The sequence below is a fragment of the Campylobacter sp. TJR-1 genome, from assembly GCF_032840035.1.
GTDB lineage: Bacteria > Campylobacterota > Campylobacteria > Campylobacterales > Campylobacteraceae > Campylobacter > Campylobacter fetus.
Map to the genome: position 1 here is coordinate 95,381 of NZ_JAWIZX010000005.1, position 15,217 is coordinate 110,597.

The following is a 15,217-nucleotide window of genomic DNA, read 5'->3' on the forward strand; positions in this document are numbered from 1 at the left end:
TAATATTTTAATCAAGGAAAATTATGCAAGAGTTTGCATTTTTATATGACAATAGCGAAGAAATAGTTCTTGACGATAGTATAAAAACTCTAAATTTGCCAAATGATGAAGAGTTTTTAGTTTCTAATTCAAAGTCCTTAAATGCTCAGATATATGCTCCGGAGATAAATTTTTATCTAAATAATACCAAAGAGAATATGCTATTAAAAGCTAAAAACTCATTGAAGCTTTATGAAGCTAGAGCTACCGCGTTTGATTTTGCTTTAGACGCTGATTTATCAAAGAGCGTCGGTAAAAATATTTTACTAATTAGCGATGAGTTGGAGTTATCTGTAAAAAAGCTGGAAAATGCAGGATTTAAGGTAATTTGCTTAAATCATAATGAAGTTAAGTTTTTATATGGAGAGATAGGTGAATTAGTAGCTATAGTACTGCAAAAAGATGGTGAGTTTGAGATAGAGTTTGATATTTTGTTAGTCAGAAATGCTAAAGATTATATGCTAAAACAGAGCGGTTGTTTTGAGATCGACGGTTTAGAAGATTATGAGATTTTAAATCTTGCAAATAAAGTAAGTCCCGTGTTTAATTATAAAAAAATAATTGCTTATGACGCTCAAACCTGTCAATACAAAAGTAGAAGAACAAAGCATTGCGCTAAATGTGTAGATGCCTGTCCTACCGTTGCTATAATGAAAGATGATGAGATAAAAGAACTTGAGTTCTCAGATATCGACTGCATAGCTTGCGGAGTCTGTATAAGCGTCTGTCCGAGCGGATCGCTTGAGTATAATTCGATGCCAAGAAATGGATTTTATGAAGTTGCTAAAATATATGCGGATAAAATAGTTTTGGCGTTTGAGGAGTGTTTGGATATCTCAAATTTAAGTATAAATTTAAAAGAAAACATACTTCCTTTTCCTCTAAAATCAGTAAATTTTTTAGATCAGTCTTATCTTTTGACTCTGCTTCAAACAACAGGCGCCACCGTGGTTTTATATGCAAAACAGATAACAAGCGGCACAAAAGAGAGTCTTGAGCTGGTTAATGAAATTTATGAAAAAATATATGGAACTAAAGGCATAGAAGTAGCAAATGACGAAGAGAGTTTAAAAATAGCTTTGGATAGAGCGTCATTTATATCAAATAGTAAATATGATCTCAATGAGACAAATCTTAGCAAAAGAGAAATTTTTTCTAAAAGAGTTTTACATATGTTAAATGGTAAAAACCATGGTAAAACAGGCTGTGGTGAGTTAGTAAGATATGGAAGAATCGTTGTAAATGAAAGCAGCTGTACTCTTTGTTTATCGTGTGTGGGAGCTTGTAATGTTGGAGCGTTATATGCTGATAAGAGCGATAATTCGCTTAAATTTAACGCGTCTATTTGTACTACTTGCGGGTATTGCGAGACTAGCTGTGCCGAAAAAGATACGTTAACGGTCATAAGAGACGGAATGAGTCTTGAGCCGAGCTATTTTGAGTATAAAACTTTGGCTAAAGATGAGTTATTTAAATGCGCGGAATGCGGCAAAGAATTTGCAACCGTGAAATCCGTTAAAAAGATAGCTTCCATGCTTGAGCCTGTATTTAACGGAAATGATTTGAAGATTAGGACGCTTTATTGTTGCGCTGATTGTAAAGCAAAACTTATGATGATGAGTGATTTAGAAAAGGAAGATTTATGAGCGATTTAGATATTGGAAGAAGTTATTATTATGAATTTTTATCTTATCCGCTATTTTACAGTGAAGATAAAAAACGTTATGAAGAGTTTATAGAACAAGCCATTTACCTTGCTAAAAGTCCTATAGATCCATCAAATGATGTTGATTTTGCAAATATTATTAAATTTAGTTTTGATGAGTTTAAAAAAGAGCAAAATTCTGTTTTATTTGATCTTAGTTATACAAACATTCCTCTAAGTGCTAGCTTTTATGATGAGGGAAGAGATGATGGCAATAAGCGTTTGAAAGTTATAGAAATCTTAAAAAGAAGCAATTTTAGAAGAGATACGAATAAGTGCAGCTGCTCTGAGGATTATTTGGGCTTTATTTTCAAGTTAATGGCTACAATATTAAAAAATAATTTAGCTCTCTCAAGAGAGCTTTTTGAAACTTTGATAAATGACTTTTCTGATGAGTTTGCGAAGATGACAAAAGAACATGAAGCTGCAGATTTTTTTAGATCTTATGCTAATATTTATATAAATTTTATTAGTCTTGAACGTGCTATTTTAGGATTTAAAGCTCCTAAATTTGAAAAAAGTATAGCCGAAGAGTCTTTACATAAAAAACCATTTCAAACTAAAATGGCAACTCCAAAAAGCAAGGTTATGTGGGACGAATTTACTAAGATATAAATTTATATATTTTGAAACTTAAATAAATTTAAATTATTAGTATTAACTTATTATTCGATTTTGATACTCTTTAAAGTAGAATAAAACAAATAAGTAAAATATATTTTACTTATGATACAAGGAGTTGCTTTGAAAAACAGAAGAGAATTTCTTAAAAAAGCTTTGCAAGTAGGTGCAATAGCTGGTGTAGGAGTAGCCGCCACAGGAGCTTTTGCTTCTAAAGAATACAACGAATCAAATCAAAATGGCGTTGTAAGCGGTAAAACAAAGAAAAAAGAGGTGCTTTACTACAAAAGTGAAGCTTGGGAAAAATTTTACAAAATAGCGTATTGAAAGGCTTAAAATGAGTGAAGCTCACATAGGTAGACGCTCATTCTTAAAGCTTGCTGCTCTTGGTGCTGGAAGCACTATGGCGTTTGGTAAAGAGAATGAGACATTAAGAACCGCTACAAACGAAGAGATAAAAAACCCATTTCCCGGCTCAAAAAAAGTTCGCACTATCTGTACTATATGTTCAGCTGGTTGTGGTATAGAAGCTGAGGTAAAAGATGGCGTTTGGATAAGACAAGATATGGCGATAGATCATCCTATATCTCAAGGTAGCCATTGCTGTAAGGGTATTGATCAAATAGATCTTACGAAGTCAAAACAGCGTGTAAAGTACCCGATGAAAAAAGTAAATGGTAAATGGGAAAGAATCAGCTGGGAAACTGCTATCAATGAGATCGGCGATAAGCTTCTTGAGATTAGAAAAGAAGACGGACCAGACTGTGTTGAGTTTTTGGGTTCGGCTAAATTTAGCAATGAGCAAGCATTTTACTTTAGAAAATTTGCAGCTTTTTGGGGAACGAATAATATAGATCACGTAGCACGTATTTGACATAGCGCAACAGTGGCCGGTGTGGCCAATACTTGGGGTTATGGCGCGATGACGAATCACTTTGGCGATGTGACAGCAAATTCAAAAGCAATACTTTTGATCGGAGCAAACTCGGCAGTTGCAAATCCTATTGGCTTTAAGCATATGCTTCAAGCAAAAGATAGAAATAACTGCAAACTTATCGTAGTTGATCCTGTTTATACAAAATCTGCCGCAAAGGCTGATTATTTCGTAAGACTTAGACCAGGAACAGATATAGCATTTGCTTATGGAATGCTTCATTTAATATTTAAAAACGGCTGGGAGGATAAGGAGTTTATAAAAACTCGCTCTTACGCAGTTGATGAGATAAGAAAAGAAGCCGAGCATTGGACTCCGCAAGAGACTGAGAATGTTACTGGAATTCCAGCAGAGCAGCTCATAGAGATAACTAGAGTTTTTGCTACGACAAAACCCGCGACTTTAGCATGGGCTTTAGGCGTAACTCAGCACTCGGTGGGAAGTTCAAATACTAGAATTTATGCACTTTTGCAACTGATATTAGGAAACGTAGGCAAAGCCGGTGGCGGATGCAATATTATCCGTGGTCACGATAATGTTCAAGGTGCGACCGATATGAACAACCTTGCGGATTCTCTTCCTGGGTATTATGGCTTGGGCGATGCTGCATGGAAACATTTCTGTAAAGGTTGGGGGCAAGATTATGATAAATTTATAAAACGTTTTGCAACTAGCGTAAAAGAACCTAGAGAAAAGTTAGGTGATGATGTTGAGGGAACTAAATTTAAAGAGTATTTTTATCATGATCCAAAAACCCCAGAAGATAGAAACTGGAGAAACGAAAAAGGTTACTCTCTTTCAAAATGGTGGCAAGGTGTTTTAAAAGAAGAAAATACATTTTCAAGCGGAAATTTAAGAGTTCTTTGGGTGCAAGGCACTGGTATCACTTCTATGGCTCACCTTACTAAGATAAAAGAGGCTATAGATAAGCTTGATATGCTTGTTGTCGTAGAACCGTTTGTAAATGAAGTCGCAATTTTGAGCGATAGAAAAGATGGAGTATATATATTGCCTGCTGCAACTCAGTTTGAAAGTAGCGGATATGTTAGTGCCACAAATCGTTCAGCTCAGTGGAGAAGTCAAGTTATACCTCCGATTTACGAGTCAAAAGAAGATCAAGAAGTAATGATGCTTTTTGCTAAAAAATTCGGTTTTTATGATGAGTACGTAAAAGGTATGATGATGGATGTTGTAGACGGAGAGCTTAAAAAAGTAAAAGATAGCTTCGTATGGCCTGATGATGCTACAAACGAGATAGCAAGAACTACTCAAAGTATCGGCAACAACGGTCGTACTGCAGATCGCCTCAAAAAGCATCAAGAAAACTGGATAAATTTTGATCCAGACACTCTTATGGGAAAACCGGGCAGTCCTGTAGCAGGTGAGTATTACGGTCTTCCATGGCCTTGTTGGAATAAAAATCATCCTGGAAGTCCAGTGCTTTATGACGTGACAAAACCTGTATGGAAAGGCGGTATGGGATTTAGAAACCGTTTTGGACTTGAGCATAATGGCGTAAGTCAATTAGCAGATGATTCTATAACTATTCCTGGCTCAAAAGTAAAAGGCGGATATCCGCAAATTACCAAAGATAACATAGAAAAAGTTTTGGGTATTACTTTGAGCGAAGAAGAAAAAGCTAAAATGGGTAGCGGTTGGAATATGGATTATAGTGGTATAATTGCTAAAAAATGCGAAGAAGCGGGCGTAAGCCCTTGCGGAAATGCAAAAGCAAGAGCTATAGTGTGGGAATTTATAGATCAGTATCCAAAGCATAGAGAGCCGATCCACTCTCCGCGCAAAGATTTAGTTGAAAAATATCCTACTTTCGGTGATCAAGCTAAAAATTTCAGAGTTTCTACTAAATTCGAAAGCGAGCAAAAAGCTCAAGATTGGAGTAAAGATTTTCCAACTATTATAAGCTCAATGCGTTTAGTAAATTTAAGTGGTGCCGGTATGATAGAAAGAACTAGTAAATATTTAGCTCATATAACGCCAGAAATGTTTGCTCACGTAAATCCGGAACTTGCTTTGAAATATGGCATACAAGATGGAGAAATGATGTGGATACATAGTCCCCAAGGTACAAAGATAAAAGTAAAATGCATCCATTCTCATAGTGTAACACCTGATAGAATTTGTCTTCCGTATAACTTTGCTGGAGTTATGCAAGGAGTAGATCTAAGTGCTAGATATCCGGAGGGTACTAAGCCATATACTATAGGCGAGAGCTCAAATACTATCACTAATTATGGATTTGACATCGTTACTCAAATTTCCGAGTTTAATGCCGGACTTTGTAGATTAGAGCGTGCAAGTGATCAAAGTACATTTAAAACAGCGTTTTTCGATGAAAAATGAGCTAAGGAGATAGTATGGCAAGAATGAAATTTTATGTAGATAAAAATAGGTGTATAAGCTGTTTTGCTTGTCAAGTTGCTTGTAGTTCGGCTCATGAAGTTCCAGTCGGAATAAATCGCCGAAAAGTTATCACGGTAAATGACGGCATAGAAGGAAAAGAGGTATCAAGTACGATTGCTTGTCAGCACTGTACTGATGCACCTTGTGCTCAAGTTTGTCCAGTGAGCTGCTTTTACATAAGAGCCGATGGAATAGTTCTTCATGATAAGAATAAATGTATAGGCTGTGGATACTGCTTATATGCTTGTCCATTTGGTGCTCCTCAATTTCCACGCGACGGTGCTTTTGGTATCAAAGGTGAGATGGATAAATGCACAATGTGTGCTGGAGGTCCTGAGGAGACAAACAGTGAAGCCGAGCGTCATCTCTACGGTCAAAACCGAATTGCCGAAGGCAAGGTACCTATGTGTGCCGCAGTTTGTTCTACAAACGCTCTTTTGGTCGGCGATGCAACTGAGGTTTCAAATATTTATCGCAAAAGAGTACTTATAAAAAATGCAAATATTTGATTAAATTTATAGAATTTGCCAGATTAACTTTTGTTAATAACTGGCAATTCTATTAATATTTTCTTATATTAAAACTACTATGTAATACAATATTTCAAATTTACCATCAGATTGATTTCTAAATTTAATAAATTTATCGTAAAAATATTTTAAATTTAGTATTTTTTGTAATTTCTGTTAATATTAGAAAATTTAATTATATAAAATTTACTTTCTATTAAATTGCCGATAATAGTTTAGTAAAAGATAAAAAATATCTTAAAATTCATAAGTAAAAATTATAATAGTAGAAAAAACGGCTAGTTATACTTAGCTGATAATATTTTAAATTCAATAAAATTTATTTCAATTTAATTTTAGTTACTATAACATTTGAGTTATATTTTATCGCTTAAAGGAGACGAACATATGAAAGGTTCATTTTTAGTTTTAAGTTCTTTATTGGTTGCAAGCTCAATGTTTGCTATTAGTGATGCTGATTTATTAAAAGAAGCAAAAAATGCAGGATTGGTAGCTTTGCCATCTGATCAAAAACAAGTTGATGCTATGCTTAAAGAGATAGGCGTTGAACCAAATAAATATACAGACGCTAAAGCAGAATTAGGTAAAAAGTTATATCTTGAGCCGCGTTTGTCAAAAAGCGGTATCATTAGCTGTAATACATGCCATAACCTAGGGCTTGGCGGTACTGATGGCATAGCTGCTGCGGTTGGTCATAAATGGACTGTAAACCCACATCATTTAAACTCTCCAACTGTTTATAACTCAGTATTAAACACAACTCAATTTTGGGATGGTCGTGCTATGACTTTAGTTGATCAAGCAAAAGGACCAATCGAAGCTGAGCCAGAGATGGCTACTCCAGCGGCACTTGCAGTTGAAAGAATTGCATCTTTACCTGAGTATGTAGCTGAGTTTAAAAAGATATATGGCGATAGCGGCGTAACTTTTGATAATATAGCTGATTCTATAGCTAGTTTTGAAAGAACTCTTCTTACTCCATCAAGATTCGACAAATTTATAAAAGGCGATACAAAAGCTTTAACAAAAGCTGAAAAAGCTGGTCTTAAATTATTCTTAGATAAAGGCTGTTCTGCTTGCCATACAGGAGTAAATCTTGGTGGTTCTATGCAAGCATTTGAAGTAGCTGGAAAATATCAATTCGCAAACATAGGCGACTTCAAAGGTGATGCAAACGGTATGGTTAAAACTCCTACTTTAAGAAATGTAGCAGAAACTGCTCCATATTTTCACAATGGTGCTATATGGAAACTTGAGGACGCTGTTAAAACTATGGGTAGCGTTCAACTTGGTATAGAGATAACTGATGCAGAAGCAACTAGTATAGTTACATTCTTAAACGCTTTAACTGGTGACAAACCAAAAGTTGTTTATCCAATGTTCCCAAAAAGCACAGAAAAAACTCCAAAACCTGAGCTATAATTTTTTAAGTCCCATTTAAAATGGGACTTCTTACACTTTATCACAACATATTTTATATTTACAATCCATATCTTGCATAAATTCAACTAAATTTTATATAAATTTGAGTATAATCCACATTCCATAGCCAAATCAGCTCCCAAAATTTTCTATATTTTTTAATCTTAGAAATGCTTTTTGGTCTACCAAATTTATAAAGGATAGTTTGATGTACGCTATTATCAAACACGGCGGAAAACAGTATAAAGTTAGCGAAGGCGACTTCCTAAATTTAGATCATTTTGAAGCCGAAGCAAAGTCAAATGTCGAAATTGACGAAGTTTTAGCAGTCAATGACGGTAGTTTAAAGGTAGGTGCGCCATTTATAAAGGGTGCAAAAGTTGTCTTAGAAGTAGTCGGCGAAGGCAAAGATAAAAAAGTTGTTATCTATAAAAAACGCAGACGTAAAGACTCAAAATTAAAACGCGGTTTTAGAAGACAATATACTCGCGTTAAAGTTACAAGTATAAAAGCCTAAGGAGTAAAGTATGGCACATAAAAAAGGTCAAGGTTCAACCCAAAATAACCGTGATAGTATAGGTCGTCGCTTAGGTGTTAAAAAATTCGGTGGCGAGTTTGTAAGAGCTGGAAATATTATTATTCGTCAAAGAGGGACTGCAACTCATCCGGGAAATAACGTAGGTATCGGAAGAGATCATACTATATTTGCCCTTGTTGACGGTTTTGTTAAATTTGAAAGAAAAGACAAAGATAGAAAAAAAGTTTCTGTCTATCCAGCGGCTTAATTCATAGCCCTTTTTTGGGCTATTTCTCCTATTTTAATTTCAGCAATTTTTTATTATAATTTCTCCTAAATATAAGGATAATCATATGTTTGTAGATAGTGCAAGTTTTAGTGTAAGTAGCGGTAAAGGCGGTCCGGGATGTGCTAGTTTTCGCCGTGAAAAACATGTTCCGCTAGGCGGACCTGATGGCGGAGATGGCGGAAACGGCGGAGATGTTTATTTTATAGTAGATAACAATACTCACACTCTAGCCAACTACAAAGGCAAAAGAGCTATGAAAGCTGCAAACGGCGTACCCGGGCTTCCTAGAAATATGACAGGAAAAAAAGGAGATAATCTCGAGCTTATAGTTCCTCCAGGAACTGCAGTTTATGACGCCGATAGTAATGAGCTTTTGCTTGATTTGATTAGCGAAGGACAAAAAGAGTTATTTCTGAGCGGCGGAAAAGGTGGACTTGGAAACGTTCATTTTAAAACAAGCGTAAATCAAGCTCCGACTAAAGCTCAACCAGGACTTCCAGGCGAGACAAGAAACATACGTTTAGAGCTAAAACTCATAGCAGACGTAGGGCTTGTAGGATTTCCAAATGTTGGCAAATCAACTCTCATCTCAAGTATATCAAACGCAAAACCACAGATCGCAAATTATGAATTTACAACTCTCACGCCAAAACTAGGACTTGTAGAAGTTGATGAGTTCAGTGGATTTATCATGGCAGATATTCCGGGCATCATAGAAGGCGCAAGCGACGGAAAAGGACTTGGAATACAGTTTTTAAAACATATAGAAAGAACAAAAGTCTTGCTTTATATGATAGATTTGGCAAATTATCGTTCGCTTAAAGAGCAGTTTGAAACCCTAAAAAGTGAAGTTTTGAAGTTTTCGCCGAATTTGGCAAAAAGAGATTTTGCTATAGCTTTAACAAGGCTTGATGCTGCAGTAGACGCTGATGAAAAGATAGAAGAGTTTTTAAATGAATTTAAATTTGATAAAAAACAAGATATTTATGAATACGACCGCCAAAAGCCGTTTTTCGTACTTCCTATATCAAGCGTCGCCGGAGATGGCTTAAAAGAGCTTAAATTCGGACTTTTGGAAATTTTAAAAGGCGAAAATTAATTTCAGTCGTTAGATATCTCAAAAATCATTAAAGTGTCTTGTCAAAAGTGCGACAAAGACACTTCTTCAAATACCTTAATCTTATCTATCTACGTCAATATCTGAGTTTAAGTAGCAAAATAGTATAATCATCAAATTTATTTTAAATTTAAAGGCGATTTCTTTATGAAAAGAGTGGTTATAAAAGTAGGCTCTCACGTGATCAGCGACGAGCATAGTATAAGCGAAAAAAGAGTAGCTAGTTTATGCGAATTTTTATATGATTTAAGCTTAAAATATGAAGTGATTTTGGTAAGTTCTGGTGCTATAAGTACGGGTCAAACAAAGCTTGATATCCCAAGAACTACTGTTGTTAATAAGCAAATTCTCTCTGCTATAGGACAACCGTATTTAATGGAAATTTATAGTAGGGCTTTGGCTAAATTTGGTAAACAAGCTGCTCAGCTTTTACTTAGTGCTGGCGACTTTGACTCGAGAAAAAAGACAAATCACGCACTAAATGTTATAAATGGTCTTTTGAAAAACGGTATCATACCTATCGTAAATGAAAATGATGCTATCGCTATCAGCGAGATAGTTTATGGTGATAACGATAGACTTTCAAGTGCCGTTTCGTTTTATTTTAACGCCGATTTGCTAGTTATATTAAGCGATATCGATGGTTATTACGATAGCGATCCAAGAGAAAATAAAAACGCAAAAATCCGTCATCTAGTCACTAATTTAAGCGATGAAGAGCTAAATAGAACTAGCGATACTGGAAGCAAGCATGGTACAGGCGGCATTACAACAAAGCTTTTGGCCGCTAAGTTTTTGATGGACAATAAAAAAGATATGTTTTTAGCTAGCGGATTTGATCTTAGTGATGCAAGAGCATTTTTACTAGACAATAATCAAATAGGCGGTACGATATTCAAAGGCGAACAATGAAAAATATAGTTTTTATGGGGACTCCTGATTATGCTAGCGTCATTTTAGAAGCTATCTTAAAAAATGGCGGTTATAACGTAGTTGCAGTATTTACGCAGCCTGATCGCCCAGTAGGAAGAAAGGCAATCTTAACTCCTCCAGAGGTAAAAAAAACAGTTTTGCAAAGTGGGCTTGATATTCCTATTTTTCAACCTTTAAATTTAAAAGATAGTAGCACGGTAAATGATATTAAGGCTTTAAAACCTAATTTTATCGTAGTTGCGGCTTACGGGCAAATTTTACCAAAAGATATTTTAGATATTGCGCCTTGTATAAACTTGCACGCTTCATTACTCCCCAAATTTAGAGGTGCAAGTCCTATCCAAGAAGCGATTTTACGTGGTGAATTGCTTAGTGGTGTAACTGCTATGAGAATGGGAGTGGGGCTTGATGATGGAGATATACTCGGCTTTAGCGTGATCGAAATACCCAATTTAAAATCAAGCCAACTTTTTTGTGAGTTAGCAAAAATGGCTGCAAAACTTACTATAAAAATTTTAAATGAATTTGAAAGTATATCTCCTATAGCTCAATTTCATGCTTTAAGTTCTAAGTGCGGCAAAGTCCATAAAGAAGATGGTCTAATAGATATTAAGCTTCAAACTCCAAAAATCATAGAATCTAAATTTAGAGCATACTATCCATGGCCGGGATTATATCTTGAAAACGGAGTTAAAATTTGGGATATGGAGATTTCAAATTTAAAAGGCGAAAATGGATATGTGTTAAGTATAGATTACGACGGTTTTACGATCGGAGTAAATGGCGGTAGTATAAAGATAAAATCCCTTCAAGAATCCGGAAAAAAAATGGTAAATGCAAAAGACTATATAAATGGTAAAAGGTTAGGTGTTGGTAGTAAGTTTTGTTGATGAGTGTAGTTCTACTCAAGAAGATCTTATAGCGTCATTAAGACTCGGTGTTATAACTCCTCCTTATACTTTAGTCGCTTCTAGGCAGACTAAAGGAGTTGGAAGTAGGGGAAATAGATGGGAAAGTATGGACGGAAATTTATATTTTAGTTTCTGCATAGATAGTTCTAGTTTGACTTCTGATCTGCCTTCAAGCTCTGCTAGTATATATTTTGCTTTTTTAATGAATGAGTATTTAAAGAGTTGTGGATCGAAAATATGGCTTAAATGGCCAAACGATTTTTATCTCGATGATAAAAAGATAGGAGGAGTTATAACAACTAAGATAAAAAGCGTTTATATATGCGGAATGGGTATAAATTTAAAAACATCTCCACGGTATTCAAACGTACTTGATATAGACCATGGAGCTACTCAGATAGTAGATGGATTTTTAAAATCTTTAGAACTTAATCCTTCATGGAAGCAAATTTTTAGCAAATATTTGTTAGAATTCGAAAAATCAAAAATATTTAGTGCTCACGTCGACGGTGAGCTTATGAGCCTTGAGAATTCTGTTTTGTTGGACGATGGCTCGATAATAATAAATAACAAAAAGGTATATTCTTTAAGATGAGTGAAGTTATAACCATTGCCAACCAAAAAGGTGGCGTAGGAAAGACGACAACTGCTGTAAATTTGGCTGCATCTTTGGCTGTAGCTGAGAAAAAGGTACTTCTTGTAGATATCGACCCTCAAGCTAATGCTACAACCGGTCTTGGTTTTAGCAGAAGCGATTATGAGTTTAATATATATCATGTATTAACAGGTAGAAAAAAATTAAGCGAAATTATTCTTAAAACAGAGATTAACACCTTGCATCTTGCGCCATCAAATATAGGATTAGTAGGTATCGAACAAGAATTCAATGAGCAAAACAGAGACTACAAAGCTATTTTAAGAAATAAAATTTCCGAACTTAGAGACGACTACGATTTTTTAATCATAGATAGCCCGCCAGCTCTCGGAAGTCTTACAATAAATGCTCTTAGCGCGAGTGATAGCGTTATCATACCTATACAGTGCGAGTTTTATGCTATGGAAGGGTTAGCTCAGATATTAAATACGGTAAAAGTTATTAAAAAGTCTATAAATCCTAAATTAACTATAAAAGGTTTTTTGCCCACTATGTATAGTGCACAAAATAATCTATCTAAAGAGACAGTTGCTGATTTAAAGAAGCATTTTGAAAATAAATTATTTAAAGTTGCAGACTCCGAAGAGGGATTTGTTATCATCCCAAGAAATGTAAAGCTTGCCGAAAGTCCTAGTTTCGGCAAACCGGTAATTCTTTATGATATCAAATCAAGCGGAAGTATAGCTTATCAGAATTTAGCTTATTCGATAATGGGGTAAAAATGGCTTTAGGAAGAGGACTTAGTGCGATACTTGAAGATGTAGAAAATGCGTATGACAAAGAGTTAAATAGGGATCTTATATCAGATATTGATATAGATAAAATAATTCCAAATCCATTCCAGCCAAGAAAGCATTTCGATCAAGAATCTCTTAGCGAACTTAGTGCAAGCATAAAAAAACATGGCTTAATCCAGCCTATTATAGTTATAAAAAAAGGAAACGGATATACTCTTATAGCCGGCGAGAGAAGGCTTAGAGCTACAAAACTTTTAGGCAAAGATAGTATAAAAGCTATAGTAGCAAATTTAGAAGATCAAAATCTAAGAGAGTTAGCTTTAATAGAAAATATTCAAAGAGAAAATTTAAGTCCTATTGAGTTGGCAAATTCATATAAAGAGCTTATAGAAGAGTATAAAATTACTCAAGAAGCACTATCTAATATTATAAAAAAAAGTCGTACAGTTATCACAAATACTCTTCGTTTGCTTAGCTTAGATGAATCCACAAAACGTCTTATAGAAGACGGTAAATTGACTCAGGGCCATGCGAAAGTTATAGTAGGACTTGATAAAGATGATGAAAAAATGGTTGTTGATACTATAGTCGGTCAAAGATTAAATGTAAGAGATACTGAAAATTTGATAAAAAGAATAAAAAACAAAGCAGACAAATCCTCAAATTTAGTATCTATGCAACAAAATTATAATGAGAATTTAAATATTTTAAAGGATACGTTTTTAAATTTGGGATATGAATGTAAAATTAATGGCAAAAAAATGATATTAAATTTCGCTGACGTGGAAAAAATTCAAAATTTAATTCAAGTAATTCAAAAAATTCAGTAAAATTTAGCCTTTATTGTTGTAAAATATTCAACTATTATTTATGTCTGTGAATGAAATTTACTAAGGAGAATTAATGCTACAAATTGACCTGCCGCTTTTGCTTATTACGGTTGTGATCTTTCTAGGGCTGATTTTTGTTTTAAACTCTATATTATATAAACCTCTTCTTAAATTTATTGATGATAGAAATAGATCAATAAAACAAGATGAAGATAGTGTTAGCAAAAATGCAAATGATGCTAGCGCGTATAAAGCCGAGATTGAGAGAATCATTCTTGATGCTAGAGCTGAAGCAAATGCAAAAAAACAAGCTGCTTTAGCTAGAGCAAAAGAGGAAGCCGCAAAAAAAATAGAAGCTAAAAAAGCGACTATAGAGTCTGAATATGAGATTTTTGCAGCTGGATTGGCTGCTAAAAAAAGCGAACTAAGAAATATGCTTTTAGAAAAACTCCCTGAATTTAAAAATAGCCTGGCCGGCTCATTGTCAAAGATATAGGAGATTGTTATGAATATTAAAATTTTATTGCTGTTATTAGCTCCGATCTTTGTTTTTGGTGCGACTGCTAGTGGTGCAGAGCGTGATTATGATATAGTTGCTAGAACTATAAACTTTGTTATATTTGCCGGTATTTTATACTATTTGATAGCCGAGCCGGTTAAAAAAGCTTATAAAGGTAGAATAAATTCGATAGCTGCTAGACTTGATGCTATACAAGATAAACTAAGAGCTTCAAAAGCGCAAAAAGATGAAGTTTTAAAAAAAGTTGAAGATGCAAAAAACAGTGCGAGCGGTCTATTAGAGTCTACGGACAAAGAGATAGAAATTCTAATATCAAAAATAGAAAAAGATACTCAAAATGAACTTTTGTTACTTCAAAAAAGCTATGAAGAACAAAAAGATTTTGAAGAAAGAAAGATTGTTAGATCCGTAGTCGGTGAAATTCTAGATGAAGTTTTTGCCGAAGATACCCTAAAAATCGATCAAAGCGAATTTGTAAATTTAGTACTTAAAAAGGTAAGCTGATGAAAGAAGTAGTGGCTAAAAAGTATGTAAAAGCGCTTATTTTAAGTTTAAGCTCAGATGAATTTGATAAATTGGGCAATGAACTTAAAGATATATCAAATGCTTTTTTACTCCCAAAACTTAAAGTAATAATTGATTCTCCAGATATCAGTTCTAAACAAAAAGCTGATTTTTTATTTTCTTTATTAGATAATGCTTCTAATAAAATTCATAATTTTTTATTACTTTTAGCAGAGAGAAAAAGACTCGGTTTGATCCCGGGGATTTCAAAAGAATTTGAGTATCAACAAGCCGTAAGAGACTGCAAATTTAGCGGTCTAATCTCTGGTAATTTTGAGCTAAGCGCTGCTCAAAAAACTGAGCTTGAAGAGAGATTTTCTAAGAAATTTGGTGCAAAAATAGAATTTGAAAACATAAAAAATAACTATAACGGTATCAAAATAGAGCTAGATGACCTTGGTGTGGAAGTTAGTTTTTCTATTGATAGATTAAAGGCTCAAATGAGCGAATATATTTTAAAAGCAATTTAATA

The 15,217-nt window shown here is 34.4% G+C and carries 17 protein-coding genes; all 17 read left to right on the forward strand.

All coding sequences use genetic code 11. From position 1 onward, the window contains the following. Positions 1-23: 23 nt before the first annotated feature. The 17 genes from RVY88_RS06620 (at position 24) to RVY88_RS06700 (ending at position 15,215) form a co-directional block, all read left to right on the forward strand. Positions 24-1,685: a 4Fe-4S dicluster domain-containing protein gene (locus RVY88_RS06620; protein WP_065843779.1), complete on the forward strand. Its 1,662-nt coding sequence runs from the start codon at positions 24-26 to the stop codon at positions 1,683-1,685. Continuing rightward, positions 1,682-2,359 carry a molecular chaperone TorD family protein gene (locus RVY88_RS06625; protein WP_002850562.1) on the forward strand — a complete coding sequence of 226 codons (678 nt, stop codon included), beginning with the start codon at positions 1,682-1,684 and terminating at the stop codon, positions 2,357-2,359. The genes RVY88_RS06620 and RVY88_RS06625 overlap by 4 nt, the downstream gene beginning before the upstream one ends. A 129-nt stretch (positions 2,360-2,488) precedes the next feature. Next, positions 2,489-2,692, forward strand: coding sequence for a twin-arginine translocation signal domain-containing protein (locus tag RVY88_RS06630; RefSeq protein WP_002850560.1), 204 nt, complete (start codon positions 2,489-2,491; stop codon positions 2,690-2,692). 10 nt (positions 2,693-2,702) lie between these two features. After that, positions 2,703-5,660 (forward strand): formate dehydrogenase subunit alpha, encoded by a 2,958-nt coding sequence (locus RVY88_RS06635; RefSeq protein ID WP_080512724.1) that lies wholly within the window; start codon positions 2,703-2,705, stop codon positions 5,658-5,660. 14 nt (positions 5,661-5,674) lie between these two features. Further along, the gene (gene fdh3B, locus RVY88_RS06640; protein WP_002850557.1) at positions 5,675-6,229 is read left to right on the forward strand and encodes a formate dehydrogenase FDH3 subunit beta; all 555 of its coding nucleotides are present in this window, start codon (positions 5,675-5,677) and stop codon (positions 6,227-6,229) included. Positions 6,230-6,637: 408 nt separating this feature from the next. After that, positions 6,638-7,672 carry a cytochrome-c peroxidase gene (locus tag RVY88_RS06645; protein ID WP_038454119.1) on the forward strand — a complete coding sequence of 345 codons (1,035 nt, stop codon included), beginning with the start codon at positions 6,638-6,640 and terminating at the stop codon, positions 7,670-7,672. Between the two features lie 208 nt (positions 7,673-7,880). Then, positions 7,881-8,189 (forward strand): 50S ribosomal protein L21, encoded by a 309-nt coding sequence (rplU, locus tag RVY88_RS06650; protein ID WP_010402549.1) that lies wholly within the window; start codon positions 7,881-7,883, stop codon positions 8,187-8,189. Positions 8,190-8,199: 10 nt separating this feature from the next. Next, positions 8,200-8,457: a 50S ribosomal protein L27 gene (gene rpmA / locus RVY88_RS06655; protein ID WP_002850554.1), complete on the forward strand. Its 258-nt coding sequence runs from the start codon at positions 8,200-8,202 to the stop codon at positions 8,455-8,457. Between the two features lie 85 nt (positions 8,458-8,542). After that, positions 8,543-9,577, forward strand: a complete 1,035-nt coding sequence (gene obgE / locus RVY88_RS06660) for a GTPase ObgE (protein WP_002850553.1) — start codon at positions 8,543-8,545, stop codon at positions 9,575-9,577. A 165-nt stretch (positions 9,578-9,742) separates the two neighbouring features. Then, positions 9,743-10,507: a glutamate 5-kinase gene (gene proB / locus RVY88_RS06665; RefSeq protein ID WP_002850552.1), complete on the forward strand. Its 765-nt coding sequence runs from the start codon at positions 9,743-9,745 to the stop codon at positions 10,505-10,507. Continuing rightward, a complete protein-coding gene (fmt, locus tag RVY88_RS06670) occupies positions 10,504-11,418 on the forward strand; it encodes a methionyl-tRNA formyltransferase (protein WP_002850551.1) in 915 nt (304 codons plus the stop codon). Before proB ends, fmt begins: the two co-directional genes overlap by 4 nt. Continuing rightward, positions 11,399-12,034 carry a biotin--[acetyl-CoA-carboxylase] ligase gene (locus tag RVY88_RS06675; RefSeq protein ID WP_002850550.1) on the forward strand — a complete coding sequence of 212 codons (636 nt, stop codon included), beginning with the start codon at positions 11,399-11,401 and terminating at the stop codon, positions 12,032-12,034. The genes fmt and RVY88_RS06675 overlap by 20 nt, the downstream gene beginning before the upstream one ends. Continuing rightward, on the forward strand, positions 12,031-12,813 hold the full coding sequence (locus RVY88_RS06680) for a ParA family protein (protein ID WP_002850548.1): 783 nt from the start codon (positions 12,031-12,033) through the stop codon (positions 12,811-12,813). The genes RVY88_RS06675 and RVY88_RS06680 overlap by 4 nt, the downstream gene beginning before the upstream one ends. A gap of 2 nt (positions 12,814-12,815) precedes the next feature. Further along, the gene (locus RVY88_RS06685; protein ID WP_162167302.1) at positions 12,816-13,661 is read left to right on the forward strand and encodes a ParB/RepB/Spo0J family partition protein; all 846 of its coding nucleotides are present in this window, start codon (positions 12,816-12,818) and stop codon (positions 13,659-13,661) included. Positions 13,662-13,734: 73 nt separating this feature from the next. Continuing rightward, positions 13,735-14,157, forward strand: coding sequence for a FoF1 ATP synthase subunit B' (locus tag RVY88_RS06690; protein ID WP_002850545.1), 423 nt, complete (start codon positions 13,735-13,737; stop codon positions 14,155-14,157). A 9-nt stretch (positions 14,158-14,166) separates the two neighbouring features. After that, on the forward strand, positions 14,167-14,685 hold the full coding sequence (locus tag RVY88_RS06695; protein WP_002850544.1) for a F0F1 ATP synthase subunit B: 519 nt from the start codon (positions 14,167-14,169) through the stop codon (positions 14,683-14,685). Continuing rightward, a complete protein-coding gene (locus RVY88_RS06700; RefSeq protein WP_162167304.1) occupies positions 14,685-15,215 on the forward strand; it encodes a F0F1 ATP synthase subunit delta in 531 nt (176 codons plus the stop codon). Before RVY88_RS06695 ends, RVY88_RS06700 begins: the two co-directional genes overlap by 1 nt. Positions 15,216-15,217: the final 2 nt, after the last annotated feature.

Coding starts and splice junctions, on each gene's coding strand:
- RVY88_RS06620 (WP_065843779.1), top strand. CDS start 24: ATGCAAGAGTTTGCATTTTTATATGACAATAGCGAAGAAATAGTTCTT.
- RVY88_RS06625 (WP_002850562.1), top strand. CDS start 1,682: ATGAGCGATTTAGATATTGGAAGAAGTTATTATTATGAATTTTTATCT.
- fdh3B (WP_002850557.1), top strand. CDS start 5,675: ATGGCAAGAATGAAATTTTATGTAGATAAAAATAGGTGTATAAGCTGT.
- RVY88_RS06645 (WP_038454119.1), top strand. CDS start 6,638: ATGAAAGGTTCATTTTTAGTTTTAAGTTCTTTATTGGTTGCAAGCTCA.
- rplU (WP_010402549.1), top strand. CDS start 7,881: ATGTACGCTATTATCAAACACGGCGGAAAACAGTATAAAGTTAGCGAA.
- rpmA (WP_002850554.1), top strand. CDS start 8,200: ATGGCACATAAAAAAGGTCAAGGTTCAACCCAAAATAACCGTGATAGT.
- obgE (WP_002850553.1), top strand. CDS start 8,543: ATGTTTGTAGATAGTGCAAGTTTTAGTGTAAGTAGCGGTAAAGGCGGT.
- proB (WP_002850552.1), top strand. CDS start 9,743: ATGAAAAGAGTGGTTATAAAAGTAGGCTCTCACGTGATCAGCGACGAG.
- fmt (WP_002850551.1), top strand. CDS start 10,504: ATGAAAAATATAGTTTTTATGGGGACTCCTGATTATGCTAGCGTCATT.
- RVY88_RS06680 (WP_002850548.1), top strand. CDS start 12,031: ATGAGTGAAGTTATAACCATTGCCAACCAAAAAGGTGGCGTAGGAAAG.
- RVY88_RS06685 (WP_162167302.1), top strand. CDS start 12,816: ATGGCTTTAGGAAGAGGACTTAGTGCGATACTTGAAGATGTAGAAAAT.
- RVY88_RS06690 (WP_002850545.1), top strand. CDS start 13,735: ATGCTACAAATTGACCTGCCGCTTTTGCTTATTACGGTTGTGATCTTT.
- RVY88_RS06695 (WP_002850544.1), top strand. CDS start 14,167: ATGAATATTAAAATTTTATTGCTGTTATTAGCTCCGATCTTTGTTTTT.
- RVY88_RS06700 (WP_162167304.1), top strand. CDS start 14,685: ATGAAAGAAGTAGTGGCTAAAAAGTATGTAAAAGCGCTTATTTTAAGT.